Origin of the sequence: Pseudomonas sp. TTU2014-080ASC (assembly GCF_001446935.1) — a bacterium.
Lineage (GTDB): Bacteria > Pseudomonadota > Gammaproteobacteria > Pseudomonadales > Pseudomonadaceae > Aquipseudomonas.
This window is the reverse complement of the sequence record NZ_LKKK01000011.1, coordinates 460,911-485,630: the sequence shown is the minus strand read 5'-3', so window position 1 is coordinate 485,630 and position 24,720 is coordinate 460,911. Positions and strand designations below refer to the sequence as shown.

The window sequence follows — 24,720 nt, the reverse complement described above, 5'->3', positions numbered from 1 at the left end:
CCAGCCGTTTCTGTAGGCACGTCCTTATGTTCGATATCACCAGCTTGTGGCTGTTTGTACTGGCCGTTTTTCTGCTTTCCATTACCCCTGGCCCTGATATGGCCTACGTCGTAGGGCAAAGCGTTGCCAATGGACGACGGGCTGGTGTTATTTCTGCGGCCGGCGTTGCTCTGGGCAGTTGCACCCACGCGATCGCCAGTGTGATTGGCCTGACTGCACTGATTGCAGCCTCACCGGTGATGTTCTCGATCGTTAAATATGCCGGCGCGCTTTATCTGATGTATCTGGGCGGGAAGATGATCCTCGGCACATTAACCAAAACCGATGCTGGGCAGGACGATGCCCCGCCGATTAAGAAAGATGCGCGCTTGCAGGACCTACTCAGCAAAGGCTTTATCACCACCCTGACCAACCCCAAGGTGCTGCTGTTTTTTGTCTCGTTCTTCCCGCAATTCGTCGTGCCTAACGGACAACACCAGATGGAATCCTTCCTCGTACTGGGCCTTGCTTACACGCTGGTGGCCTTTGTGACCGACTCGATGTTCGCCCTATTGGCAGGCAGTGCCGCTGGCGCAGTCTCCCGCAACCGCAAAATCCAGATACTGCTGGATCGGATTGTAGGCACTGCCTTTATTGGGCTGGGCGTCAGGCTGGCGCTCACTCACCGCTGAGAAAGGGCTCCGCCTGCATCTGTCGACTGTTCCTACCGCGGCCGCCGCTAAAGCTGCACCGGTTATAGGTTCAATCCGTAAACATGTTCAGTTGCGCACGTCAGTCAGCGCGTTTTAGGGCATCCGTCCAGGACACTTGTCCAAACCTCTACAGCACCGCCCTGATCATCGTCAGCAACAACAGGTGAATCGGATAGAAAAAGTAGCCCCAGCGCCCCACCGGCCAAACACGCCACGTGAAGCCCGCCCGCAGCAGCCAAAGGCCTAACAGCGGGGCCATAAACTCCACAACCACACTGTTGCCGATGGTGTCGAAGCTCAAGCCATCACTCCAGCGATTACGGCTATTGGCCAAAACACTGACCACGGCCGGCAAAAGCCAGAACACACCCGAACGTTTTAACGCGATCACTAAGGATGCTGGCAGCAACACCCCGAATACGCCGTACATCAGCACGTCATGCAATAAGGCACCTGCTGCGATGCCAGCAGCCCCGAGCAGAGAAGCGCTCTGACTCTGATGATGCACAGCCCAGGCCACCAGCAATCCAAGTGTCAGGGTTGGCATGATGTTTAACGAGCTGCTTTGCGTGGAAAGCCACTGATAAGGAAGCTCTGAGATAACCGAAAAGGCGACAAGCCAGGCCAGGTAACGTGCATTGTTCGGAGTAAACAACTCCCCGCTGCGGGAGCGGCGTACGTTGGCAGCGATCCCAAGACAAAACAGCGGGAATGCCAGGCGGCCGAGCATGAATAACTCATCCTGCGCCTGAGGCCAGAGGTGACGCAGGTGGTCCACCAACATGGTCAGTAAAGCTAACCATTTGACCAAGTCCAGACCGGCATCACGCTTCATGCGGAAAAACCAAGGTCATAACTCCGAAAATCCAATAACAGAACCAAGCCGGCCGGGAAGTCCCACACATCGACTCCCCAAGGCTGCAACAACTGAGCATACGCGTCAAAGGATGCCCTTGAAGAACAGGAACGCTACGTTATGAACTGAACGGCAGCAATACGCCGAAGATGACAAAAAAGCAGCCGCAAATCAGATTGAATAACCGTCCCGACCGCGCCAGCCAAGGTCTGACTTTATCGGCCGCACTGGCGATCAAGTACTCCACCGCAAACTCCACCACCGCATAGGTAATGACGATCACTAGAGTTTGCACCAACAGGTTGCGGCTGGAGTCCAGAAATGGCGGTAAAAAGGCGGTGTACAGCAGCAACGCCTTGGGGTTGGATAAAGCTGCCAGCAGCCCCTGCCTGAACAACAATGCATTGCCAGAAGCCTGACCGGAGAGAGGGTCAAAGGTGATCGGCGCGGCTCGCCAGAGGTTGGCACCCAGCCAGATCAGGTAAACGCCACCAACAATCTTCAGTGCATTAAACAAGGTCGGCGAAGTTTGGATCAGCACTGCCAGCCCAGTGGCGCATAAAGACAGCATCACTACAAAGCCCAGCACGCCGCCACTAATAGTGCCTACAGCTTTTTGTCGGCCATGCATGGCACCGTGGGTCAGCACAAGCATGGCATTCGGCCCTGGAACCACCGCAATACCGAAGCAAGTCAGCAGATACAGTAACCAGGTGTCCAGGGGCATTTATCAGTCCAGATAATTCAGCGAACACAACCAAACTTGACAGAAGATAACCCGCTACACGGGTTTATCGCACTCAACAAAAACCGCAGTTTCACCAAAACCAACCGCTGCTCTTGGACAGTTCCTGCTCACAACTGCGGTACTGCGCGCCGTACTCCGAAGCGCGGGCCTGGACTTTTTGTGAAGTGGTTTTCAGCCAGGGTTTGGCATCGTAACTGCGGTTTCGGTAGCCACCCCAGCCTTCGTGGTAGTTCAGGTACTGGCCGTAGGCATCCCACAGGGAAACACCGTTAACCTTGCGGGTCTTGGACATGTACCAGCCCATAAAGTCGATGGCATCGGCAAAGTCATCCCGGTCTGCGCCCCAGCGTCCCGCTTCGCGCTTGTAGTCTGCCCACGTGTCGGTCTTCGCCTGCGCGTAGCCATAGGCTGTACTCACCCGGCCCCAGGGAATAAAACCGAGGAAGTAGTAGCGTGGCGGTATCGCGTCGTGCTTGAAAGATGACTCCTGATACATCATCGCCATCGGCACCTGAACCGGCGCACCCCAGCGCTTTTGCATATCCAGCGCGGCTTCATGCCAGTCTGGCTTTTCCCGGAAGATTTCACAGAGGTTATAGGGATTAGCCGGAGGCTTGGTCGAGCACCCCGCCATCATCCCGAGCAGAACAAGCATCCAGACACGATGCATTGAGGGTATTCCTTGATCTACAGCAGATAGCAGGGGCTTATACAGTTTTTCAGAGAGAAGCTAAACCCGCAGCGAGTCAGAACTTACAAGCGGAAGCCTCTCCAATTAGCAGACCTGCAGGTAAGGCCCCTTCCCGCAGGTCTGCTCTGCCTTAAAGCACTTGCAGGGCCCGTGGGCGATGACTGCGTTGCTCGTCTTTATTATCTGCCGCCTTCTGCAGCTGGAAATCAAACCGCAGCTCGGCGCATCGCTCAGACACGCCCCGCGCGCCGCCCTCACGGAAGACCAGCTCTCCGACCAGACCATCGCGAGTAGCGTAGGCAAAGTCGTCCCACAGGTACTTATCACCTGCTAGGTTGATTTGCGTGGTCAGATGGCGATAGCCCGGCGCGGAAATGAAGAAGTGGATATGTGCCGGACGCTGGCCATGACGGCCCAGTAAATCCAGGCATTCCTGAGTCGGCCCTTGCGGATCGCAACCATAACCAGACGGCACAATGCTGCGTGCTTGGTAGCGCCCTTCGCTGTCGGTGATGATGCGGCGGCGCAGGTTGTATTCAGACTGGCTCTTGTCAAAGAACGAGTAGTTGCCCTTGGTGTTGGCGTGCCACAAATCGACGGTAGCACCGGCAATGGGTTTGCCGTCCAAATCCAGTACTTGCCCTTCAAGGAACATAACGGTGGCGACGTTATCCTCTGTGCCGTCATCCATCCGCGTACTGCCCTGTGCTACCGGAGCGCCTGCAACATAAAGCGGGCCTTCAATGGTGCGTGGGGTACCGCCGGTTTGGCCAATCTCGGCATCAATCGCGTCCTGGCGCATATCCAGAAAGCGCTCAATACCTAAACCGGCAATCAGCAGCCCTGCTTCACCACGTTTGCCCAAGCGGTTGACGTAGTCGGCAAAGGTCCAGAACTCGTCTTCAGTCAGATCAAAGTCCTCAATCAGTTTTGCCAGATCATTCAGTACGCGAAACATGATCTTTTTGATGCGCGGATTGCCGTCGTTATTAGCAAAACCAGCAGCCTCTTTAAAAAATGCTTGAGTCTCGGCAGTTTGAGAAATCTTCACAGTCATGGCTAACACCTCGAATTGTTGTTATCAGGCAAGTTCAGTGATTTCAGCGGTCGTCGGTATGGATGGATGAGGGGTGCCGGCAGATGCCGTTGACCTCAATTTCCATGTAGGGGAACAGCGGGAGCTGCATGAGCGTGTCGTGCAGCGCCTCTACGCTGGGCACGTCAAACACGCTGTAATTCGCGTACTGCCCGGCGATGCGCCACAGGTGCCGCCAAGTGCCTGCCCGTTGCAGGCGCTGAGCCAGTTCTTTCTCGTCAGCCTTGAGCTTTTCAGCCTTAGCCTGATCCATGTCGAGCGGCAGTTTGACCACCATCTTTACGTGAAACAGCATGTGCATTACCTCCTTGTTTAGTGGCGTTTAAAGCGGGCAAAGCGCTCTTCATCGAGCGTGATGCCAAGCCCCGGTGTGCGCGGTATGTGCAGAGCAAAGTCGCGGTAAACCGGCGCCTCGGTGACGATTTCTTCAGTCAGCAGCAATGGGCCGAACAACTCAGTGGCCCAGGTCAGTTGTTTGAGGGTGATAAAGGCGTGGGCCGAAGCCAGGGTGCCGACGGTGCCTTCCAGCATCGTGCCGCCGTACAGGGCGATACCGGCGGCTTCGGCGATCTGAGCAGTACGCAATACCGCACGGGGGCCACCGTTTTTGGCGATCTTGAGGGCGAACACTGAAGCAGCACCGTCGGCCGCCAGGCTGAAGGCATCCTCAACGCTCTCGATGGATTCATCCGCCATGATGGGAGCCGGGCTGCGTTGGTTAAGGCGCACTTGCCCTGCCCGGTTGATGCGGGAGATGGGTTGTTCGATCAGGTCAATGCCGTTGTCGCCCAGCACCTGACAAGCCCGCAGCGCCTGAGACTCATCCCAGTACTGGTTCACATCCACGCGAATGCTGGCGGACTCACCGAGCGCCTTTTTGATCGCAATCACATGCTTAAGGTCTTGCTCAACCGGGTTAGCACCGATCTTCAGTTTGAAGATGCGGTGCCGGCTAATCTCCAGCATGTGCTCCGCTTCGGCGATGTCTTTGCGGGTGTCACCGGAGGCCAGTGTCCAGGCCACTTCCAGGCTGTCACGTACACGCCCGCCGAGCAGTTCACTGACAGGCAAGCCCAGGCGCTTGCCCTGCGCATCCAGCAGCGCCGTTTCAATGGCAGATTTGGCAAAGGTGTTGCCCTTGGCGATCTTGTCCAGCCGCTGCATGGCCGCATTGATATTGGTGGCATCCATACCGATCAGCGCAGGTGCCAAATGGTGATCGATATTGCTTTTGATGCTTTCCGGGCTTTCGTAGCCGTAGGCGAGACCACCGATTGTGGTGGCCTCACCAATACCTTCAAGTGCATCACCGCAATACAGGCGGACAATCACCAGTGTCTGCTGTTGCATGGTATGCATCGCCAGCTTGTGCGGGCGAATGGTGGGTAAATCAACGATGAACGCTTCTATGCGCTCAATGAGAATCTGGCTCATAGCGATGCTCCGAAGTTATGAATGGTTCAACTCTTACGGAGCACGTCAGCCCAGATCGCCGCCGCCAACGGGCAGGACCATACCGGTGATGTAAGAGGCTTCATCCGAGGCGAGGAACAGGATCGCGCCGACTTGTTCGTCGATGCTTCCGTAGCGCTTCATCAGGCTGCTATCGACGGTCTGATCAACAATCTGCTGATACCAAACCTTCTCCTGCTCGTTTTGCTCGGCACTGTTGCGCGGGATGCGTCTGGGCGGCGCTTCGGTCCCGCCCGGTGCTGTGGCATTAACACGAATGCCATTGCCAGCATTCTCAAAGGCCAGACACGCAGTCAGCGCATTTACCCCGCCTTTGGCCGCGCCGTATGGCACGCGGTTAACACCGCGGGTGGCAATGGAGGACACATTGACGATGGCCCCACTGCCCTGTTCCTGCATGTAAGGCAAAACGGCATGGCAGCACCACAGCGTCGGGAACAGCGAGCGGCGCACCTCGGCTTCGATTTCCTGCTCGCGGTAATGCTCAAACGGCTTGGCCCAAATGGTGCCGCCGACGTTATTGACCAGAATGTCGATACGCCCGAAGTGCTGCACTGCATCAGTCACAGCACGCGTGCATTCGCTGTATTGCTCCAGATCAGCGGTCAGGCACAGCAGCCCTGTCTGATGCTGCTGCGCCAGTTCAAATACCAGCTCGGAGCGATCCACCGCCACGACCTGTGCGCCCTCAGCCAGTAGCCGTTCAACCACGCCACGGCCAATGCCCTGAGCAGCTCCGGTTACAAATGCGACTTTGCCGGCAAAGCGCTGGTTCCTGTCCAAATTCTGAAAAGTCTTCTCGCCCATACTCGCCTCGCGGGGTCAGGTGATTGTTGTCGTAATGGCTGGGCATAACGCCCTGTTCAGATGGCGAACGACGTCTTAATCCGCGCTTGGGGTGAACTTCTCGTAATAGAAATTCGCCGGTGTCACCCCCTGCTCCTGCAGGTAATTCCTAACGGCTTCGACCATGACGGGTGGGCCGCACAGGTACACATCGACATCGCCGTCATTGAGGTGCCCGGCGTCGATGTGCTGGGTGACATAGCCTTTTTTCGGGTAGGTGCTTTCAGGGCTGGCAACGCAAGCGCTGAAGGTCAATGAGGGAATCCGTTGCGCCAGCGCCTCAAGCCTTTCCAGCTCAACCAGATCAACATCACTGGTTACGCCATAGATCAGGTGCAACGGCTGCTCAGTGCCGGACTCGGCGATCTTCTCCAGCATCGCCATAAAGGGTGCCAGCCCCGTGCCCCCCGCGAGCATCAGCAGCGGGCGCTTGATCTCACGCAGGTAGAAGCTTCCCAGCGGCCCGGCCAGGCTCAGCGCATCGCCCACCTTGGCAGACTCGCTGAGGAAGCGGCTCATCAAACCGCCCGGCACATTGCGGATCAGAAAACTAACCTCACCATCCTTTTGCAGTGAGCTGAAGGAATACGCCCGGCTCTGATCGCTGCCCGGTACAGTGAGGTTCACGTACTGTCCCGGCAAAAAGGCCAACTGCTTCAGCGAATCGCCTTTAAGCGATAGCGCAATAGTGCTTTCAGAAAGTGCCTGCACCCGGCTGATGGCCGCCTCGTAACTGGCCTGCTGGGTTTTGCACACATCAGAGCCCACCGGCACGCGCACCACACAATCACTCTGCGCACGCATCTGGCAGGTCAGTACAAAACCCTCTGCGGCTTCATCGTCCGTCAGGGCATCTTCAATAAACTCTTCGCCCAGGTCGTACTGCCCCGACTCGGCAAAACACTTGCAGGTGCCGCACGCACCATCACGGCAATCCAAGGGGATATTGATGCCCTGACGATAGGCCGCATCCGCCACGCTTTCGTCCGCGCTAGCACTGATAAAGCGCGTCACGCCATCCTCAAAATTGAGGGCAATTTGGTAATTCATAGGCAACCTCGGCAACGCAGACCAAGCCACAGGCCCGCCTGCGTCCAGACAAAATCAGATGTGGTAGATATCGATAACCTGACGGACGTAGTCGTTTTTCAGCACGACCTTCTTCGCCTTGATCTGCGGCTGCTCGCCGTGCAAATCCAGAACGTAGAAACTCGTCCCGAAATAGCTGTCCGTGGTTTTGTAGCGGAAGCTCAGGGTGTGCCAGTTAAAGCGCACATGGCAGAGCCCGTCCCGCTCTCCGGTAATCTCGATATTGCTGATGTTGTGTGAGGTGCGCGTGTCCGGCATGGTCGCGCTGGAACGCTCGGTTTTGATGCGAAACACCCGGTCTTCCAAACCGCCCCGGTTGCCGTACCAGATCAGCGAAATCTCTGACTGCGGGTCTTCGGTCAGGTTGTCGCGGTCGTCCCATGCCGGCATCCAGAATGTGGCATCCGGCGCATACAGCTCCAGCCATTCATCCCACTGGCGGTCATCCAGGTAGCGCGCTTCGCGGTAGAGAAAATCCCGTACCGTTTCGTAGAGGCTGCTCATTGCACATCCTCCACTGCGATCAACTGTTGCTCAGCCGTAACGGCGTCCAGCATTAGTTGTTGCCAGTATTTGTGTTGCAGGACAAACAAGCCTTCATCTTCGGTGCGCACACCGGAGAGCAACGGTTGCAGATTGATTTCCCGGGCGGCGTCATCCGCGCCCTCAATCCAGTGCTGGGCACCACGGGACATGTCGTTCCAGCCACGCCCGGAGCCGTAGCCGAGCTGGCACGAGCGGAACTCCTCAAGATCATCCGGCGTGGCCATGCCGCTGACGTTGAAGAAGTCTTCGTACTGACGGATGCGCTTCGCCCGCGCTTCGGCACTCTCGCCTTTGGGCGCAATGCAGTAGATGGTGACTTCTGTGCGGTTCACATCAATCGGACGTGCCACGCGGATTTGTGAGCTGAACTGATCCATCAGATAGACGTTTGGATACAGGCACAGGTTGCGCGAGTTCTCGATCATCCAGTCGGCGCGGGCCTGGCCAACCTCCTGCACCAGTTCATCACGGCGCTCATAAGTCGGCCGGTCTTGCGGGTTAGCCCAGCGTGTCCACAACAGCAGGTGGCCATGATCAAACGAGTAGAAGCCACCGCCATTTTTGGCCCAGCCGCCAGCGTCCATGGTTTTGATTTCTTCGCCGGCATCGCGCTGCTTGCGCTGGTTTTGCGTGGCTGCGTAGTTCCAGTGTACGGCACTGACGTGGTAGCCATCCGCGCCATTTTCCGCGGTCAGCTTCCAGTTGCCTTCGTAGATATAGGATGAAGAACCGCGCAGCACCTCAAGGCCATGGGGTGACTGCTCGACAATCATGTCGATGATCTTGGCTGACTCGCCGAGGTGTTCTTTAAGCGGCTTTACGTCCGCATTCAGGCTGCCAAACAGAAAGCCCCGGTACGACTCAAAACGCGCCACCGGCGTCAGGTTATGGGAGCCATCGCAGTTAAAGCTTTCAGGGTAGCCTGCGTCTTTCGGGTCTTTAACCTTGAGCAGCTTGCCGCTGTTGTTAAAGGTCCAGCCATGAAACGGGCAGGTAAATGAGGAGCGATTGCCGCTTTTATGCCGGCACAGCTGCGCGCCACGGTGGCTGCAGGCGTTGAGAAAGGCATTCAGCTCACCCTCTTTATTGCGCGCAATAAAGATTGGCTGACGGCCCATCGTCGTGGTGAAAAAATCATTGATCTCGGGGATCTGGCTTTCATGGGCAAGGTAAATCCAGTTGCCCTCGAAGATGTGCTTCATCTCCAGTTCAAACAGCCGGGAGTCAGTAAACATCTCGCGCTTGCAGCGGTAGATGCCCTTCTCCTTATCCTCTTCAAGCAAGGCAGTGAGATAGCCGACACTCAGGGACATAGCCAGAGCCTCCATTGTTATTGTTCAGGCGAGGCTCAGGTTAGGTGCGGGCAGCAAGCGGCAATATCCACTTTGCGCAGACCACTATCCACTTTGTGTAATCACACTGTCATGCCGCTTCAACCGCGGCGTTTGAAGGTCTCTGACGGCAGCTCAGCAAACTGCTGGCGATAGATTTGGGAGAAGCGACCCAGGTGCAAAAAGCCGTATTCCAGGGCCAGTTCGGTGACGTTGCGCACGCCACAGTCCGGATCAAGCAGGCACGCCCGAATACGCTCCAGACGCTTTTGCCGGATGTAATTCAGCGGTGTCAGCCCAACCTGCCGCTCAAACAATCCATACAGCGAACGCACACTCATATTGGCCTGCTGCGCTAAGTGCTCAGCACTCAACTCCAGCTTGAGATTGGCTTCGATAAAGTCCGCTATCTGTTCAAAACGAGCGACCTGGCTGTTCAGTTGCTCCCGACTGACGTTGTTTTGCATCAGTACCAGTAGCTTGCTGCCGATGATGTGTGCGAAGTGCTGCTGCACCCGATCCAGCGACGCCTCTTCCGCCTCGTGGCACACCACATCCAACAGGCTGTAAAAGCTGCTCAGCTCCGCCGAACCATAGCGCTGGTTAAGAAAGCGAATCCCCTCTTCGGGACGCTGCCAGTGCTGCGCCTCACAAATCGAGTCCAGCAGCGACACAGGCAGCTTGAGGATGAATTTTTCGCAGTCTTCCGAATAGGTCAGATCAACCGGATCATCCGGGTTAATCAGCACGGCATCACCCGGCGTCAGACGGTGCTCCTGATTGCGCGTGCGCCACAGGCACTGCCCACGCAACAGAATTTGCAGATGAAAGATACTTTCCAGCGCCGGAGAGGTCACACGCACCACTCCGCCATAGCTGATCCTGCACAGATCAAGGCTGGAAAACGGGCGGTGACTCAAGCTGGCTTGAGGGTATCCAGAACGCGGCAGGCGGATGTCGTGAGCGCCAACATGCTGATTGACATACTCAGATACTTCATAAGGATCAGCACGCTCAAACACCCTGCTGCGCACACTCAGCAGGCGGCTTTCCATGCAAACAGTCTCTTTATATTTATTATCGGGTCGCTCAACAGCGGCTTTCAGGGCTTGGGCGACGATAAGCAGCACAAGCGCCCACTACTGAAACACGAGAAGCGGCACAAAAGCCAGCGTCAGGCTCTAAACACAAAGAGACATTGGATAAATGGCGGCCGGCTGATGAGCAGAAAAACCACTGCAAACACCGCCCGAACCGCCAACAACTGTGCGTTACAACATGCCGGATAAACGTGAGCAGGCCACAGGCCTGCTCGGTCGTTATCAAGACGTTAAACCACCATCAGCCAGAATATCTGCGCCCGTAATGTAGGACGCCTCCGGGCTGGCAAGAAACGCCACCAGACCGGCGATTTCAGGTGGCTGGCCGTAACGCCCGACAGCAATGCGCGGCACCATAAACTGAGCAATCTCACCATCAGCCGGGTTCATATTCGTATCCACCGGACCAGGATGCACGCTGTTCACTGTTATCCCACGCGGGCCCAAATCATGAGCCAGGCTGCGGTTAAAGCCTGCCACCGCGCCTTTGGTCAGTGAGTACGCCGCAATGCCGGGAAAGCCTGCGTATTTGGTCACCGAACTGCCGATATGCACAATACGCCCGCCCGCCTTCATATGCCGCACTGCTTCCTGCGTGGCAACAAAAACGCCAGTCACATTGACCGCCAACATCGCCTCGTAATCCTCAAAGCGGGTTTCTTCAATCGGGCTCGCGCTGGCGATGCCGGCATTGTTCACCAGAATGTCCAACCCACCGAAAGTTTCGACCGTTTTAGTGACGGCCGCACGAACAGCCTCAGGCACCGCCGAGTTAGCCTGAATAGCCAATACCTGGCCGCCCAACGCCTCAACTGCTGCAGCGGTTTCTTCAGCCAGTTTGGGCGAGCCGTTATAGGTAAACGCCACCTTGGCGCCGTCAGCCGCCAGACGCTTAACAATTGCCGCCCCAATAGAGCGGGAGCCGCCGGTTACAAGGGCAGTTTTGCCTGCCAGTGGCAGTATTTGGGAGGAAGTTACAGCGTTCATGATTCACACCTTTTTTTGAGTAACGAAGACAGGTGGTGAATATGGCGCTTTAATTACCGCTTGATTAGCATCAAATGGCTTTGATCATTTTCAAGCAAACTTTGAAGGTAATGCATGGAAACCCTGGCGAATCTGGAATCCTTTGTGCGCAGTGCCGAGAGCGGCAGCTTCTCCGCAGCAGCGCGGCGGCTCGCACTCACACCGGCTGCAGTAAGCCGCAACGTCGCGATACTGGAGCGCAGCTTGGGCGTTCGCCTGTTCCAGCGCTCCACACGCAAGCTGACCTTGACTGAAGCGGGTGAAGCCTTCCTCAGCCAAATCGGCAGCCCGCTTGAAGACCTGCAAAGCGCCATCGCGGCTGTATCAAGTGACAACGGCCAACCCGCCGGAGTGCTCAAAATCAGCCTGGCGCCCTCGCTCGGAATGGAGTACCTGCTGCCTCACTTGCCCGAGTTTTTGCAGCGTCACCCACTGGTTCGCCCTGAATGGCACTTTGAAAACCGCACAGTTGATCTGATTGCCGAGGGGTATGACGCTGCTATCGGCGGTGGTTTCGATCTGGCAAATGGTGTTGTGGCGCGGCGGCTAACTCCGCTGCACGTTATTGCAGTGGCCTCACCTGCGTATCTGGCCCGACACACGCCCCCAGAAACACCAGCAGAGCTAAACAGCCTGCACTGCATTGCCCTTCGCTCATTAATGACCGGACGCATCCGATCCTGGAGCATGCGCAATGCTCAGGGTGATGAAGCGGTTATAACCGCACAGGAAACGATTGTTTTCAACGACCCGAAAGCTGTCCGCGAAGCCGCTCGCTTAGGCTTGGGCGTCGCACTACTGGCAGTACCCGACGTCCTCGCCTTGTTAGAGTCTGGCGAGCTTGTAAGTGTACTGCCGCAGTGGTGGAGCGATGCCGGTTCGCTTTCGCTCTACTACTCCAGCCGCCAGCTTTTGCCTGCTAAAACGCGAAGTTTTATTGAGTTCGTCGTAGAACTGTTCGAGCGCGAAAACTACGCCCAGCGTTTTGCCGCGAATCAAGGCTAACGCCAGATGAGACTGGCGTTAGCAACAGGTTATTGCGCCTGCGGCTGAATCAGCGCCAACAGGGTCCAGCCGGTGCTCAGCTTCAGCTGACTGTCACTGCTGACCACATGCACCCAGCCATTAGGGTCACGGGCAAATAACAAAGTCGCACGTTCACCGTGCAAGGCTTGGTAATCCTGCCAAGTGAAGCCCTCGGTCAGCGTCGTACTGTAAAACTCCGCGCCTTTGGCCAGCAGGCTGGCCAGCTTGCTGTAGGTCAGGCTGTCGTCGCCCAGCAACTTACCGCGATGCTTATCGCTCGTACGGTGCTTGTCACTGCGGCGACTCTCCTGACTGTGGGCCAGGCTGAACAGGCGCTTGTGGCCAAAGTCATGCCTGAAACGCATCACCGCCAACGTGTTCAACTCGCCGGACGGAGACAGCGCCAGCAAATGGCCCAAGCCGATCAAATCCAAGTGGGCTTCAGCATGCTGCGAAGCGGGATTACCGAAGTACGTCGGCAGCCCTTCCATGCGCGCCGCGCTGATGTTTTCCCAGCTGGAATCGGTGAGCAACACACGGCTACCAGCCTGCTGCAGCGCCTTGCCGATTGCCCGAGCCGGGCCGTTAGCCCCGATGATCAGGAAGCCGCTCGGCGCAGGCTCCGCCACATTCAGCAAACGGGCAATGGGCCGCGCTGTAGCGCTCTGCACAATGACCGTGCCGATGATTACCGCGAATGTCAGCGGCACCAACAGCAGCGCGCCTTCATAACCGGCTTCATCCAGACGCACCGCAAAAATCGCCGACACCGCAGCCGCCACAATCCCACGAGGCGCGACCCAGGCTAGCAAAGCGCGCTCACGCCAATTGAGGTTGGAGCCGGCTGTAGAAATCAGAATGTCCAGCGGCCGCGCCACCAGTTGAATCACTAGCAGCAGAATCAACACTGCTGGCCCCAACGCCAGCAACGCGCTGAGGTCCAGACGCGCAGCCAAAAGAATAAACAGACCGGAAATCAGCAACACGCTGAGGTTCTCTTTGAAGTGCAGAATGTGCTGCACATCGACGCCACGCATATTGGCCAGCCACATGCCCATCAGCGTTACGGCAAGCAGGCCAGACTCATGCATGATCTGGTTAGAGCCGATAAAAATCCCCAGCACCGCCGCCAACGCGGCAAGGTTGTGCAGATACTCCGGCAACCACTGACGACGCAGCACCACGCCGAGCAACCAGCCACCGGCAACACCCAGCACCGTGCCACAGGCGATCACCCCGGCAAACACCATCAGGCTGTGTTTAAGCCCTTCGCCCGCAGCGCTGGAGATAATAAAGCTGTACACCACCACCGCCAGCAGCGCGCCGATGGGGTCGATGACGATGCCTTCCCAACGCAGGATATTGGCAATCGAAGCACGCGGCCGCACCACCCGCAGCATCGGCACAATCACCGTCGGCCCGGTGACCAGCGTCAGGCTGCCGAGCAACAGAGCCAGCAGCCAGTCAAAGCCCAGCAGCCAGTGCGTCGCCACGGTAATCACCGCCCACGTTGCCAGCGCCCCGACCGTTACCAAGCGCTGCACCACACTGCCAATCTCACGCCACTGTGAGAGATGCAGCGTCAGGCTGCCTTCAAACAGAATCAGCGCCACCGCCATCGACACCAGCGGCATCAGCAGCGGCCCAAACAGCTCCTGCGGATCAAGCCAGCCCAACACCGGCCCGGCCAGAATCCCGGTTAACAGCAAAAACAAAATCGCCGGCAGCTTGACCCGCCAGGCCAACCACTGACAGGCCAACGCGGCTAATCCAATACCGCCAAAGGCCAATAGAATTTGGGTTTCGTTCATTAATGCTTCGTCCTTCAATGAGCAGGCATTGAAAGACTAGACAACGGCGGGATGGTTCAGGGGAATATTTGCGTTAATGAGTTACGGCTTAACAGTCGGATAGATTCTTATCCATCACTGCCACCCTTTCGTAACCTTGTTGAGCCATTTCTTTTTGAAAGGTGTATCTGTCACCTTTCAGTTATACCGCTCTAATCTGCTGGGCAAGCATCGAAGCTAGCCTGTTAGAGTCAACATCGCTGATGTTAGAGGAGCTTGCCCATTGGGACGTGTTCTAACCCCACAAGACCGAGCCAAAATCCAAGTCGCCTTGGCAGACGCCTTTGTTGACAACGCGGTGGACTATAAGGCGATAGCAAAGCAAATGCGTGACTACGACCCCGAGATTGTCCGAGACATTCTGTATGAGGACGTTGCCCCGGTGTGCTTTAGCAATCTTGAAACACCTGTACCGTCTATATGGACAGGGTTCGATACGCAGTGGCTGCTGAACGAAATAGACAAACAGACCCGTACTCGCGAGGCCAGCTGGCTAAAGCGTCGGCTAGACAATTTAAAAACTGCCTGGTTGCGATATAGCTATGGCTATATCTGGAAAGAGATTAGTGAATCCAGCAAAGCATAAGCTGCGGCTTATTACAGGGAAGCAAGTCGGCATAATTTTTATTAAGGAAAGCTACAGTGAACAAACCCACTCTCAGCCTGCTAGCGCTGATGTTAATTGCCCTCAACTGCCAGGCAGAAATCACCGAGGAACAGATTGCAGCTGACTGCGCAAAGATCAGTCAGTATGCGCAGCAAGGCGAGGCCTTCTACAAAGCCAAGAATTACCCCAAAGCCCGCGAAGCCTTTGAGCAGCAGGCCGCGTGGCAGGAGCAGTGTGAGATAGGAGATCAGGACCGACTAGCCACTGGTTACAACAATGTCGCACTGACCTGGATTCGCCAGGGCGAATACCGTAAAGCGCAGGCTTGACTGGCCATCATGCCGGATGACAAAAAATCGAAGTACAACCTCTCGCTGATTCAGGACAAACTGGATGCCCTGCCGAAGCCAACCTCACCTGTCGGTGAATACTGGCTCTATTCCGGTCGCAGCACATTTCAAACACTCAAACTTAAAGCTCTTGGGAATGACACGTACCAAGCAGACTGGGATGGCGTGTACTTTGGCTTCATGGGGTTTTATTCCGGCCCCAACATGGGTGACTTCAGCGAAGTGGTGACGCTGAAAAATGGTGTGGGCGATATCTTACTTAAAGAGGTTGACGACACAGAACCCTGCATACTTTCACTGACGCAGTCGTCAGATGGCAAAGGCCTTACCATCAAACGAAGTAGTGATAGCCGGCACTGCGGTTTCGGCCATAACGTCAGCGCAGGCGGGGACTACCTGCGGGTGGACTGAGCTGTGATCAGAGCCAAGATGGGGCTTAAATAAATCTGTCCCCATTTCTCCGGAACGAGGCGCTGCTGCCCACTCGGTAGCTGTCCCATCATGCTGTTCGCCCCCGCGCTCGCTGACAGGGCAATTCTGCCGAAAGCATGGGGAAGCAGCTACTTTTTCAACAGAATCGGCCGGTTGCCGAAGCTCGTGACAGGCAGCTACCAGCCAAAAGCAACTGATCAGGGGCTACTGAGAAGTAAGAAGCGCCTTAGATGAAAGAGCATCCCATGAAGAGATCGCCGTGTAGGGCGCTCGCCCGCTTCATCAACCATCACCAGTGGAGGTCTTTGAGTCAGTCTGCTTAGGCTAGATTGAACTGCCCGCTCAGAGTACTCACTGTCCAAAAAACTCTGCAAGCGACCGCGTCTCTACAGCGGCCTCGCCCAGACTCTCCGACGCCTGCAACCCCTGAGCCCGATCAAAGCTGTTGACCTCTAACCCCCGTAGGTTGAAGTAATTGTAGGTGTACTCCCCTTTCAGGCTTCCGGGCACGATCGTGTACTTGACGATCACAGACTCGTTTGCCTCCTGCGATGAACGCGACATGTGTTCACGATAGAGATCGAAATTGGGATGGATGAAGCGATAACCCTCGCTTTCCATAAGCTGCGCTTCGTCGTCCGGGTCTACAACAAAGTCGGTGTTGCTCCCCTTGTACTCCATGTTGCACCGTTTACAGGCAATCCCCAAGTTCCACATCGTGTAGGACCATGGTCTGTATCCAGCAATCGATTTGGGAAGAACATGCTCCCTATCGGTCATGAAGGCGCCCCCGCCGTAAAGGTTGACTCGGCAGTAGCAGCACTTATGGCCATGACGCTGGAGGTGATAGCTAAGGATCTTTGCCTTGACACTAGCAATTGCTTTGGACTGTGCGCCTCCCGGAGACCATCCCCAGGGATCTAGAGTCGTTAGAGCGGCTGCCACAGCGTTCTGCTCGTCAACGGTGAGTGCAAACTCGTCGAGAGCCGGTAAATATCTATCGATCACTGCGCCCCCTCGTGCTCTGGTTCTTCTCGACCTTATCCAACAGCCCTTTGACCGCGGTGAAAAAGCTCCGCTGACGGTCATCGAAGCTTCCTCCCTCCATCCGCCCAATAAGCGTCAAGACCTCCTCTTTTCTTATTTCTCCCTTCTCGAAGCGAGACACTTCGTCGACAAGTCGCTCACTGACGAAATGGTTCGCTGGAGTCACGACGTCAAAGGCGCGCCAGAGTATCTCTTCAATACTGCTCTGCGAACTACTGGTGCCATCGATCGGTAAACGTTGAGGGCGCCCATGGCGGATCTCGTAAACTGATACGAGAGCCGAGCTATCTGCCAACGCACCTGTGACCACCAACGGAGCATGGGTAGCCACAATCACGGTAGGACTGTAGTAGCGCAGGGCAGTCAGAACATGATCGATGTATTCACGCTGCCAGTTCGGATGCAGGCTGTTCTCAGGCTCATCAATGATGACGATCGGAGATTCGCCCGCGTTCGTAATTAGGAACAGAAGCGAGGAGATCAGTGCTAGCTGCCCCGAGCTCGCGTGATGCATCTCAACGATATCGCCGCTATCCATCCGCTGGAGATACACGCCGATGCCACGGAGAATATTACATGCGCGCAGCTTGGATTCGAGCCTCAGGACAGATCCAAACTCCCTCGCACGACTGAAGTCGAGAGCCTCCTCAGAAGCGTCAATCCAAATGGGCTCTGATGGATCATGGCGTTGGAGAAACGCCAACGCTATTTCGAGGTCATCCTCTAGTCGGTCATGGTTCGCGTCCAAGTAATACGGAGAGTCGTCTAACCGATCGACCACACCCCGCAGCTGAAAACGGATTTTATCGGGTGACATGTGGAGATTCATGCCTGACTCAATGTGGAAGCCGAAGCGTGCGCGGTAACCGCAATACTCGAGAGCGGAGCTGATCTGAAAAAAAGTGGCCCCGGAACCTGCGAGCGACTCTGCCACAGCCTTTTTTACAATAATCCTTGGAGAACCATTGGTCTTACCGACAGCTATGCGTCGTACCCCCTTAAGGCCGGAAAATCGATCGTGGGGTGTATTACACACGATCACAATATTGCGATCGCTGCGGCACTGGATGGCCAGGTCGCGGAGAAACGAGCTCTTTCCCGACCCATTCGGTCCGACGAGTATTGAGACCGACTCTGCAGATCCATGATCACCCAGGCCAAGATAATCCAGCATCATCGTGTGTTTCCTCGTCGAGTATCAGCCGTCAGCAAGTTAATCTCCCTATACACTAGGTTGGTACCCTTATGCCGACCAAGCCCGCAATATTAACCCACGCTTTACAGCTGGGAAGGTGATGTTGTCGCATAGTGAATGTCCACTTCTGGCCGAAAATTGCCCTTAATCTCAACACTTGTATATTCTTCCTCTACCCCACCCTCACCCACTCCACCCGATTCCGCCCCTCCGTTTTCCCCCGATACAACGCCTTATCCGCCTGTTGCAGCGAGTCATCCAGTGCCTGGGCGCTGGTGAAGTGGTCGGAGACGCCGATGGTGGCGGTGCAGCGGATGGGTTGAGTCTGGCTAAGGCCAGGAACATCCGTTTGTTCGATGGCCAGGCGTACGCGTTCGGCGAGTTGCAGGGCGCCTTCGCGGTCGGTGTCGAGAGCGATCAGGGCGAACTCTTCGCCGCCCAAGCGGCAGATCAGGTCGCCTTTGCGGGCGGTGTTGATAAGGATGTTGGCGACGTGCACCAACACCTGATCGCCCGTTTTGTGGCCGTGGGTGTCGTTGATGCGTTTGAAGTGGTCGACATCCACCACCAACACATACGCCGAGCCGGCTGTGCGGGAGCGGAAATGCAGCTCAAGGCTATCCAACAAACCGCGCCGGTTGAGCAGACGTGTTAGCGGGTCGTGAGTGGCCAGGGTGCGCAGTTCATCAGTAAGGCGGCGCAGCACCAGCCATACGGCGCTGGGCGGCAAGACCGTGCCGAGGAAGGACATATAGATGTAGAAGCCCATCTGGAAGCTGGTGTTCAGGTCCAGCGCATCCAGCCCTCCTCTGATGATCATCACGAACTTGGCCGCATTAAGGAGGCAAATGCCGCCGATCAGCGAAGCGAACACCAGCATTTCTACGCGTAAATCACGGGCGTAAGTGTGCCGCCCATAGAGCGCGGCGAGCGACATGCCCACAAACAGAGTTGCACAGGCAAACGCCAGCAGCGCGTGACGCGCCACGGGCCCCAGCGCGGCGCTAACCAGCAGTTGCGCCAGTGTGTAGCCTACCGCCACTGCCAGTAGCGGTTTAAGCACTGGAGTAGGCCGATCAAAGAAGCGCATGGCACCAAGCACGTAGGTGACGGGGGCGCAGAGTGTCAGGGTATGGCTGGCGTAGCTCAGTATGCTGGAGCTGCTGACACCATCGAGTAGTTGCAGAATGTATGCGCCCCCGAGCAGCAGGTTGCCGAGGGCGAAAACTTCCATGCCGAATTTCTTGCCGTTCAGCCGGGTGCTGATCAGCAGGAACATTGCGCAAAAACACAGCAAGTGCACGCAGAGCATGCTGATGATGATTGTGGTGACCATGACTACTCACATCTGGGATTCAGCAACTGAAGCCGGGCCAGAACGCGTAAGGCCCTGTGCGCGCATCTGAGGCGGAAATGATGCGGACACGTGTGCTTCGTTTATTGGGTCGCCAGACCTGTGCACGTTTTGTTGTTTTGTTTTTAGAGGTACGGCAGTTCAATTAACCAGATGCTAATAGCTAATAACTCTTTATGGCAATCCGTCTACTTCGGATGGTTATAAGTCTCGGGGTAATTTCCGCTGCTCCATCTGCTAAACAAAAACGCCCGGTTTGCACCGGGCGCTTTATTCGGCGGAGGTTTAATCCTCGATGATTACTGCCACTTCCCCCCTTCAACAATGACCGAAGCTGGGTCGGTGTCTTCGGCCAGGTCTTTACGCACGTACTGGTCGTAGAGTTTAAGGAGGAATTTCTCCTCGCCCAGCTTGGCCAGCTCCTGATCAACCCAGTCACGCAGCTCGGTATTGCCCTTTTTCACCGCTGGGGCGATTGGAGCTTCATCACCGAGTTTTTCGTTGAGGATGCGGTAGCCGGGGTTTTGCTTGGACCAACCGAACAGAATCAGGTTGTCCTGGGCATAGGCATCGCCACGGCCGTTGGCCAGCGCTTGCAGGGACTCGGAGTTTTTCTCGAACTTGAGCAGCTTCCAGTCTGGGCGGTTCTGGGTCAGCCAGATATCCGCTGTGGTGCCGGTGGTGACGATGGTGGTTTTGTCGGCCAAGTCATCCAGCTTTTGCACGCTGCTGTCTGCCGGGACGATGGCCTGCACGGCCACACGCAGGTTGGGGTTGGTGAAGTCCACCACCTCGGCACGCTCTGGGGTGACGGTCATGTTGGCGAGGATCAGGTCAACCTTGTCGCTCTGCAAAAACGGAATGCGGCTGGCCGGCTCGACCACCACGAACTCGACCTTTTTCTCGTCGCCGAGCAGGTCTTTGGCGAAGCGTTTGGCGATGTCGGTATCAAAGCCCACGTACTCACCCTGCTCGTTGACGAAACCGAATGGCGGCTTGTCGCTGAACACGCCGACGATGAGTTTGTCGCGCTGTTTGATCTTCTCCAGATAGCTTTCGCTGGGCGCGGCGGAGGTCTCCGGTTTGGCGGCAGCCGCCTGTTTTTGTGGGGCTGGCGAATTGTCGCAAGCGGCCAGCAGCCCGGCGGCAAGCAGCGGTAATAAGAGGGCAGATTTAAGGTTCATGGCTTATTTCCTTTTTGGCATGTTTTCCACGTAGGAGAACTTCTCCAGAAACTGCTGCGCGCGTGCGGTTTGCGGGTTGCTGAAAAAGGTTTCGGGGTCGTTTTGTTCGGCGATGACGCCGCCGTCCATAAACACAATGCGGTCGGCCACGGCGCGGGCGAAGGCCATTTCATGGGTGACGATGAGCAGGGTCATGCCGCCTTGGGCCAGATCGAGGATCACTTCCAGCACCTCCTTGACCATTTCCGGGTCGAGGGCGGCGGTCACTTCGTCAAACAGCATCACCTCGGGGTTCATACACAGCGCGCGGACAATGGCGATGCGTTGTTGCTGGCCACCGGACAGCTCGCGTGGCCAGGCGTCGCGCTTATCCAGCAGACCGACCCGTACCAGTAAGCGCTCGGCGTGGGCGGTGGCTTCGGCGCGGTCGCGCTGCTGCACCTTGAGCGGGCCGAGCAGGATGTTGTCCAGCACGGTCATGTGCGGGAACAGGTGGTAGCTCTGGAACACCATGCCGACCTTCTGCCGCACACTGCGCCAGTCGCTGCTGCTATCCAGGGTTTGCCCGGCGATGGTCAGGCGGCCGCCCTCACCTTGCTCAAGGCCGTTAAGGCAGCGCAGCAAAGTGCTTTTGCCGCAACCGCTGGGGCCGAGGATGACCAGCACTTCGCCCTGCGCCACCGTCAGGTCTATGCCGCGCAAAACCTGGGTGTCACCAAAACGTTTGCTGAATTGGGAAAGTTCAATCAGTGCCGTCATGCATAACTCCAGCGCTTTTCCAACGCTCGGGATGCGACGGACAGCGGATAACACAGCAGGAAGAAGAACAGAACCAGAAAGCCGTAGATCAGCACCGACTCGTAGGTGCGTTCGATGATCTGCTGGCCGACCTTGACCACATCCACCACACCAATCAGCACTGCCAGAGAGCTGGTTTTGATGATGCGGGTGTAGACGTTGATGGTCGGCGGCGTCAGGCGTTTCAGCGCTTGTGGCAGCAGCACATGGCGATACAGCTGCCAGCCGTTCAAACCAATCGCCACACCGGCTTCACGTTGCCCGCGCGGCAGGGATTGCAGCGCACCGCGCACCACTTCGCCCACCTCGCTGGCGCCCCACAAGCTCAACACCAGCACCGCGCACCAGAAGCTCGGCAAACTGGTGCCGGTAAAAATCGGCAAACCGAAAAACAGCAGGTACAGCCAGACCAACACCGGAATGGCACGGAACAGCTCCAGATACACCCGCAGCGGCACATCCAGCCAGCGCTTGCCGAGGTTACGCAGCACGCCGTAAAGCACACCGCCCAATGTGGCGAAGAAAATCGACGAGGCGGAAATGCTCAGGGTTTGCCACGCACCTTTGGCCAGCTGCGGCGCGCTAATCAGCAATAACTCAAGACCCGAACTGGCCATGTTGCAGCCTCCTTTCCAGACGGGCGAGCAGCAGAGACAGCGGCAGAAACAGCAGCACGCACAGGGCCGTCATCACCGCGAGCATTTCGTAGGTTTTGTAATACAGGGCGATGTAGTTTTTGGTGGTGTAGAGAATCTCCGGCACCGCCACGGCGGAGACGATGGTGGTTTCCTTGAGCAGGAAAATGAAGTTGGCAAACAGCGCAGGCAGGCTGAGCAGCCCGGCTTGCGGCAGGATCACATGGCGCAGCAGCTGCCAGCGCGACAGACCGATGGCCAGACCGGACTCGATCTGTGCCTTGGGCACCGCCTCAACCCCGGCGCGCAGCACTTCAGTCAGATAAGCGCCGCCGAGGAAAGTCATGGCGATTATCGCCGAGGCAAAGCCGGACAGCTTCACGCCCAGGCTCGGCAACGCGAAGTAGATAAAGAACAGCTGGATCAGCAGCGGCGTATTACGCGCCACCTCCACATACACGCCGATCACACGCCGGAGTACCGGCACCCGCAGCATCAGGATTGAGGCATTCACCAGTGCCACCAGCAATGAGGTGGCGATGGCAATCGCTCCAACCTGCAAGGTCACTCCCACGGCCTTGAGGAAGGCCGGGAGGGTCGACAGCACAAAGTTCCAGTCAAAACTCATCGCGGCAACCTGTCACCCGGTTGCAGCAGCGGCACGTCGACCTGCACCGTGTCGGGGTATTTGATCCCCGCGCCGGTGTTGAGGATCACCACCCGCTCGCCCGCCTTGATCCAGTCTGCCGCCCGCAATTTACGCGCCGCCGCATACAGTGCCGCGCCTTCAGGGCAGACAAATGCGCCTTCCAGCTCGGCGACTTTGCGCTGCTCGGCGAGCAGTTCGGCATCGTCCACGGCGATGGCGTAGCCGTTGCTTTCGTAGAGGGCTTCCAGCACGAGGAAGTCACCCAGCGCCTTGGGCACGTTGATGCCGAAGGCGACGGTTGTGGAGTCCGCCCAAAACTCGGAGGCAGCAGCCTTTTGCTCCCAGGCTTTGACGATGGGCGCGCAGCCACTGGCTTGCACAGCGACCAGTCGCGGCAGCGGTTTGTCGACGTCGATCCAGCCCAGTTCCTGCAGCTCATTAAAGGCTTTGTGGATGCCGATCAGGCCGACTCCGCCGCCGGTGGGGTAAAGAATCACATCAGGCAATTGCCAGTCGAACTGCTCAGCCAACTCCAGGCCCATGGTCTTCTTGCCTTCGATGCGGTACGGCTCTTTTAAGGTGGACGCGTCGTATAAACCGCCCTCCGCCACCGCTTGCGCCACCTGCTTACCGGCATCGGAAATCAGCCCGTCGACCAGATACAAGTTGGCCCCGGACAGCGCCGTTTCATTGCGGGTAATCAGCGGCGCATCTTGCGGCATCACCACCGTGGCTTTAATCCCGGCTCGGGCGCTGTACAGCGACCAGGCGGCACCGGCGTTGCCATTGGTGGGCATGGCCAGCGCCTGAACGCCTAATTCTTTTGCCTTGGATACGCCCACCGCCGCGCCACGGGCCTTGAATGAGCCGGTTGGGATAATGCCTTCGTCCTTCAGCCATAAATCGTCGATGCCCAGATCGTGGCCAATAGCCGGTGTTGGCAACAGCGGCGTAAAGCCTTCGCCGAGGGTGACGATATTGGCCGGATCAACCACCGGCAGCAGTTCGTGGTAGCGCCAAAGGCTGGCGTCGCGGCCTTGCAGGTCGGCAGGTTTCCACGCCTTTTTCAGGGCATCCAGATCGTAGGCCACCAACAGCGGCGCACCGGCTTTACTGAGCTGCTGCACCTGGTCGGCGGCGTAGCGCTCATGGGTCTTGGGGCAATACAAATGGGAGAGATAACTGTACGGCATCGGTTCTGTCCTTGATCTGTCTTTGGGCACGGCTTAGCGCTGCATGCCCCAGCGTTTCACGGTGAGGCGCTCAACCGTGGCGAAGATGAGGTTTTCCACCAGCAGGCCGATCAGAATTACGGCCGCCAGCCCGGCAAATACCTTGTCGGTATAGAGTTCGTTGCGGTTCTGGAAGATGTACCAACCCAAACCGCCCTTGCCGCTGGATGCGCCAAACACCAGTTCGGCGGCAATCAGCGTGCGCCAGGCAAAGGCCCAGGCGATTTTCAGGCCCGCGAGAATCGACGGCAGCGCTGCCGGAATCAGGATAAACAGCACAAAGCGCAAGCCTTTGAGGCCATAGTTGCGCCCGGCCATGCGCTGGGTTTCCGAGACGCCGAGAAATCCCGCGTAGGTATTCAGCGCCAGCGCCCACAGCACCGAATGCACCAGCACGAAAATCAGGCTGTTTTCACCCAAGCCAAACCACAGCAGCGCCAGCGGCAGCAGCGCAATGGCAGGCAGCGGGTTGAGCATGGAAGTCAGGGTGGCGAGCAGGTCGCGGCCCAGCTGGGTCGATACCGCCAAGCTGGTCAGCAGAAAGGCCAGCACAATGCCGATCAGGTAGCCCTTGATCAGCACGCCGAGGGATATCGAGACCTTGGCCAGCAGCTCACCGCTGATTAAGCCGTCCCAAAAGGCCTGAGCGGTTTGTACAAAGCTCGGCAGCAGCAAATCGTTGCCCTGATAACGGGCAGCCAGCTCCCAGATCAGCGCCAGCACCAGCAGAATCACGGTTTTGCGCAGCCAGCCTTGTTGCCACAAACGCTGCGCCAAGGGCAGTTCGCGCTCAAGCGGCAGGTCAGTCAGGGGCTGCAAAGGAATCTCGTATTCCTCGCGCCGGGTTGTTATCGCACTCATAAGCTC

At 57.0% G+C, this 24,720-nt stretch carries 27 protein-coding genes; 5 read left to right on the top strand and 22 right to left on the bottom strand.

Annotation, left to right across the window (positions count from 1 at the left end):
• The first annotated feature begins 26 nt into the window (after positions 1–26).
• A complete protein-coding gene (locus tag AO726_RS12670; RefSeq protein ID WP_058068430.1) occupies positions 27–671 on the top strand; it encodes a LysE family translocator in 645 nt (214 codons plus the stop codon).
• Between the two features lie 148 nt (positions 672–819).
• Here the strand turns inward: AO726_RS12670 and AO726_RS12665 are convergent, their stop codons facing one another.
• The 12 genes from AO726_RS12665 to AO726_RS12610 all read right to left on the bottom strand — a co-directional run bounded on the left by AO726_RS12665 (position 820) and on the right by AO726_RS12610 (position 11,455).
• Positions 820–1,527 carry a TraX family protein gene (locus AO726_RS12665; protein ID WP_058068429.1) on the bottom strand — a complete coding sequence of 236 codons (708 nt, stop codon included), beginning with the start codon at positions 1,525–1,527 and terminating at the stop codon, positions 820–822.
• A 139-nt stretch (positions 1,528–1,666) separates the two neighbouring features.
• Positions 1,667–2,275 (bottom strand): LysE family translocator, encoded by a 609-nt coding sequence (locus tag AO726_RS12660; protein ID WP_058068428.1) that lies wholly within the window; start codon positions 2,273–2,275, stop codon positions 1,667–1,669.
• 91 nt (positions 2,276–2,366) lie between these two features.
• Positions 2,367–2,966 carry a transglycosylase SLT domain-containing protein gene (locus AO726_RS12655; RefSeq protein WP_058068427.1) on the bottom strand — a complete coding sequence of 200 codons (600 nt, stop codon included), beginning with the start codon at positions 2,964–2,966 and terminating at the stop codon, positions 2,367–2,369.
• Between the two features lie 151 nt (positions 2,967–3,117).
• Positions 3,118–4,044 (bottom strand): catechol 1,2-dioxygenase, encoded by a 927-nt coding sequence (catA, locus tag AO726_RS12650; protein WP_058068426.1) that lies wholly within the window; start codon positions 4,042–4,044, stop codon positions 3,118–3,120.
• Positions 4,045–4,087: 43 nt separating this feature from the next.
• The gene (gene catC, locus AO726_RS12645) at positions 4,088–4,378 is read right to left on the bottom strand and encodes a muconolactone Delta-isomerase (protein WP_058068425.1); all 291 of its coding nucleotides are present in this window, start codon (positions 4,376–4,378) and stop codon (positions 4,088–4,090) included.
• Positions 4,379–4,395: 17 nt separating this feature from the next.
• Positions 4,396–5,517 (bottom strand): muconate cycloisomerase family protein, encoded by a 1,122-nt coding sequence (locus tag AO726_RS12640; RefSeq protein ID WP_058068424.1) that lies wholly within the window; start codon positions 5,515–5,517, stop codon positions 4,396–4,398.
• A gap of 45 nt (positions 5,518–5,562) precedes the next feature.
• The gene (locus AO726_RS12635) at positions 5,563–6,363 is read right to left on the bottom strand and encodes a 1,6-dihydroxycyclohexa-2,4-diene-1-carboxylate dehydrogenase (protein WP_058068423.1); all 801 of its coding nucleotides are present in this window, start codon (positions 6,361–6,363) and stop codon (positions 5,563–5,565) included.
• Positions 6,364–6,438: 75 nt separating this feature from the next.
• The gene (benC, locus tag AO726_RS12630; RefSeq protein WP_058068422.1) at positions 6,439–7,452 is read right to left on the bottom strand and encodes a benzoate 1,2-dioxygenase electron transfer component BenC; all 1,014 of its coding nucleotides are present in this window, start codon (positions 7,450–7,452) and stop codon (positions 6,439–6,441) included.
• A 54-nt stretch (positions 7,453–7,506) separates the two neighbouring features.
• On the bottom strand, positions 7,507–7,995 hold the full coding sequence (benB, locus tag AO726_RS12625) for a benzoate 1,2-dioxygenase small subunit (RefSeq protein ID WP_058068421.1): 489 nt from the start codon (positions 7,993–7,995) through the stop codon (positions 7,507–7,509).
• On the bottom strand, positions 7,992–9,350 hold the full coding sequence (gene benA / locus AO726_RS12620) for a benzoate 1,2-dioxygenase large subunit (RefSeq protein WP_058068420.1): 1,359 nt from the start codon (positions 9,348–9,350) through the stop codon (positions 7,992–7,994). Before benA ends, benB begins: the two co-directional genes overlap by 4 nt.
• 119 nt (positions 9,351–9,469) lie before the next feature.
• On the bottom strand, positions 9,470–10,423 hold the full coding sequence (locus AO726_RS12615; protein WP_058068419.1) for an AraC family transcriptional regulator: 954 nt from the start codon (positions 10,421–10,423) through the stop codon (positions 9,470–9,472).
• 267 nt (positions 10,424–10,690) lie between these two features.
• Positions 10,691–11,455 carry a 3-oxoacyl-ACP reductase family protein gene (locus tag AO726_RS12610; RefSeq protein WP_058068418.1) on the bottom strand — a complete coding sequence of 255 codons (765 nt, stop codon included), beginning with the start codon at positions 11,453–11,455 and terminating at the stop codon, positions 10,691–10,693.
• A 114-nt stretch (positions 11,456–11,569) separates the two neighbouring features.
• Between AO726_RS12610 and AO726_RS12605 the strand changes: the two genes are divergently transcribed.
• Positions 11,570–12,499, top strand: a complete 930-nt coding sequence (locus tag AO726_RS12605) for a LysR family transcriptional regulator (RefSeq protein ID WP_058068417.1) — start codon at positions 11,570–11,572, stop codon at positions 12,497–12,499.
• A gap of 29 nt (positions 12,500–12,528) precedes the next feature.
• On the opposite strand, the gene AO726_RS12600 is transcribed toward AO726_RS12605, so the two are convergent.
• Entirely contained in the window at positions 12,529–14,331 is a 1,803-nt protein-coding gene (locus AO726_RS12600; protein WP_058068416.1) for a cation:proton antiporter, read from the bottom strand.
• A gap of 262 nt (positions 14,332–14,593) precedes the next feature.
• On the opposite strand from AO726_RS12600, the gene AO726_RS12595 reads away from it, so the two are divergent.
• The 3 genes from AO726_RS12595 to AO726_RS21320 are packed head-to-tail and all read left to right on the top strand — an operon-like array spanning position 14,594 to position 15,738.
• Entirely contained in the window at positions 14,594–14,956 is a 363-nt protein-coding gene (locus AO726_RS12595) for a DUF7079 family protein (protein WP_058068415.1), read from the top strand.
• 56 nt (positions 14,957–15,012) lie between these two features.
• Positions 15,013–15,306, top strand: coding sequence for a hypothetical protein (locus tag AO726_RS21325; protein ID WP_206542515.1), 294 nt, complete (start codon positions 15,013–15,015; stop codon positions 15,304–15,306).
• A gap of 9 nt (positions 15,307–15,315) precedes the next feature.
• Positions 15,316–15,738, top strand: a complete 423-nt coding sequence (locus tag AO726_RS21320) for a hypothetical protein (protein WP_206542514.1) — start codon at positions 15,316–15,318, stop codon at positions 15,736–15,738.
• Between the two features lie 372 nt (positions 15,739–16,110).
• On the opposite strand, the gene AO726_RS21315 is transcribed toward AO726_RS21320, so the two are convergent.
• The 9 genes from AO726_RS21315 to AO726_RS12545 form a co-directional block, all read right to left on the bottom strand.
• Positions 16,111–16,440: a hypothetical protein gene (locus AO726_RS21315; RefSeq protein ID WP_206542513.1), complete on the bottom strand. Its 330-nt coding sequence runs from the start codon at positions 16,438–16,440 to the stop codon at positions 16,111–16,113.
• A 316-nt stretch (positions 16,441–16,756) separates the two neighbouring features.
• On the bottom strand, positions 16,757–17,983 hold the full coding sequence (locus AO726_RS20985; protein ID WP_206542512.1) for an ATP-binding protein: 1,227 nt from the start codon (positions 17,981–17,983) through the stop codon (positions 16,757–16,759).
• A 190-nt stretch (positions 17,984–18,173) separates the two neighbouring features.
• Positions 18,174–19,337, bottom strand: coding sequence for a GGDEF domain-containing protein (locus AO726_RS12575; RefSeq protein WP_058068413.1), 1,164 nt, complete (start codon positions 19,335–19,337; stop codon positions 18,174–18,176).
• 317 nt (positions 19,338–19,654) lie between these two features.
• A complete protein-coding gene (locus AO726_RS12570) occupies positions 19,655–20,539 on the bottom strand; it encodes a transporter substrate-binding domain-containing protein (protein WP_058068412.1) in 885 nt (294 codons plus the stop codon).
• 3 nt (positions 20,540–20,542) lie between these two features.
• Positions 20,543–21,298 (bottom strand): amino acid ABC transporter ATP-binding protein, encoded by a 756-nt coding sequence (locus tag AO726_RS12565; RefSeq protein WP_058068411.1) that lies wholly within the window; start codon positions 21,296–21,298, stop codon positions 20,543–20,545.
• Positions 21,295–21,954 carry an amino acid ABC transporter permease gene (locus tag AO726_RS12560; RefSeq protein ID WP_058068410.1) on the bottom strand — a complete coding sequence of 220 codons (660 nt, stop codon included), beginning with the start codon at positions 21,952–21,954 and terminating at the stop codon, positions 21,295–21,297. Before AO726_RS12560 ends, AO726_RS12565 begins: the two co-directional genes overlap by 4 nt.
• Entirely contained in the window at positions 21,935–22,600 is a 666-nt protein-coding gene (locus AO726_RS12555) for an amino acid ABC transporter permease (RefSeq protein ID WP_058068409.1), read from the bottom strand. The genes AO726_RS12560 and AO726_RS12555 overlap by 20 nt, the downstream gene beginning before the upstream one ends.
• Positions 22,597–23,814: a threonine synthase gene (locus AO726_RS12550; RefSeq protein WP_058068408.1), complete on the bottom strand. Its 1,218-nt coding sequence runs from the start codon at positions 23,812–23,814 to the stop codon at positions 22,597–22,599. Before AO726_RS12550 ends, AO726_RS12555 begins: the two co-directional genes overlap by 4 nt.
• 33 nt (positions 23,815–23,847) lie before the next feature.
• On the bottom strand, positions 23,848–24,714 hold the full coding sequence (locus tag AO726_RS12545) for an ABC transporter permease (protein ID WP_058068407.1): 867 nt from the start codon (positions 24,712–24,714) through the stop codon (positions 23,848–23,850).
• Positions 24,715–24,720 lie beyond the last annotated feature (6 nt).